The following is an 869-nucleotide window of genomic DNA, read 5'->3' as shown; positions in this document are numbered from 1 at the left end:
GCGCTCGTCTTCACCTCCGGCTTCGTCTCCAACGAGGCCTCGATCTCGACCATCGCCAGGCTTTTGCCCAACTGCCTGGTGCTCTCCGACGAATTGAACCACGCCTCGATGATCGAGGGCGTGCGCCGCTCGGGCGCCGAAAAGAAGATCTTTCGCCACAACGACGTCGCGCATCTGGAAAGCTTGCTGCAGGCGGCCGGCCGCGAGCGCGCCAAGCTGATCGTCTTCGAAAGCGTCTATTCGATGGACGGCGACATCGCCCCGATCAGGCAGATCGTCGAGCTCGCCGAGCGCTACAACGCCATGACCTATATCGACGAGGTGCATGCGGTGGGCATGTACGGGCCGCGCGGCGGCGGCATCACCGAGCGCGAGGGCCTGGCCGACCGCATCGACGTCATCGAGGGTACGCTTGCCAAGGCCTTCGGCACGCTGGGCGGCTATATCACCGGCGCCAGCGCCGTCATCGACGCGGTGCGTTCCTACGCGCCGGGCTTCATCTTCACCACCGCGCTGCCGCCGGCGATCGCGGCGGCCGCCACCACCTCGATCCGGCATCTCAAGCGCTCGCAGGCCGAGCGCGACGCGCAGCAGCGCCAGGCGGCCAGGACCAAGCAGGTGCTGGCCGCGGCAGGGCTGCCGGTGATGGAATCGGCCACCCACATCGTGCCGGTGCTGGTCGGCGATCCGGAGCTGTGCAAGATGGCCAGCGACCGCCTGCTCGGCGTCCACGGCATCTACATCCAGCCGATCAACTATCCGACGGTGCCGCGCGGCACCGAGCGGCTGCGCATCACGCCGACGCCCTTCCATTCGGACGCACTGATCGCCGAGCTGCAGGACGCGCTGGTCGAGACCTGGGACGCCCT

General features: G+C 67.9%; 1 protein-coding gene. It reads left to right on the top strand.

Annotated features, from left to right (window positions below; genetic code table 11):
* The coding region (hemA, locus tag EN853_RS33075; RefSeq protein ID WP_135856043.1) for a 5-aminolevulinate synthase at positions 1 to 869 on the top strand (869 nt) is incomplete at both ends.

This window comes from Mesorhizobium sp. M1C.F.Ca.ET.210.01.1.1, assembly GCF_004791585.1.
Lineage (GTDB): Bacteria > Pseudomonadota > Alphaproteobacteria > Rhizobiales > Rhizobiaceae > Mesorhizobium.
This window is presented reverse-complemented; position numbering and strand designations above follow the sequence as displayed.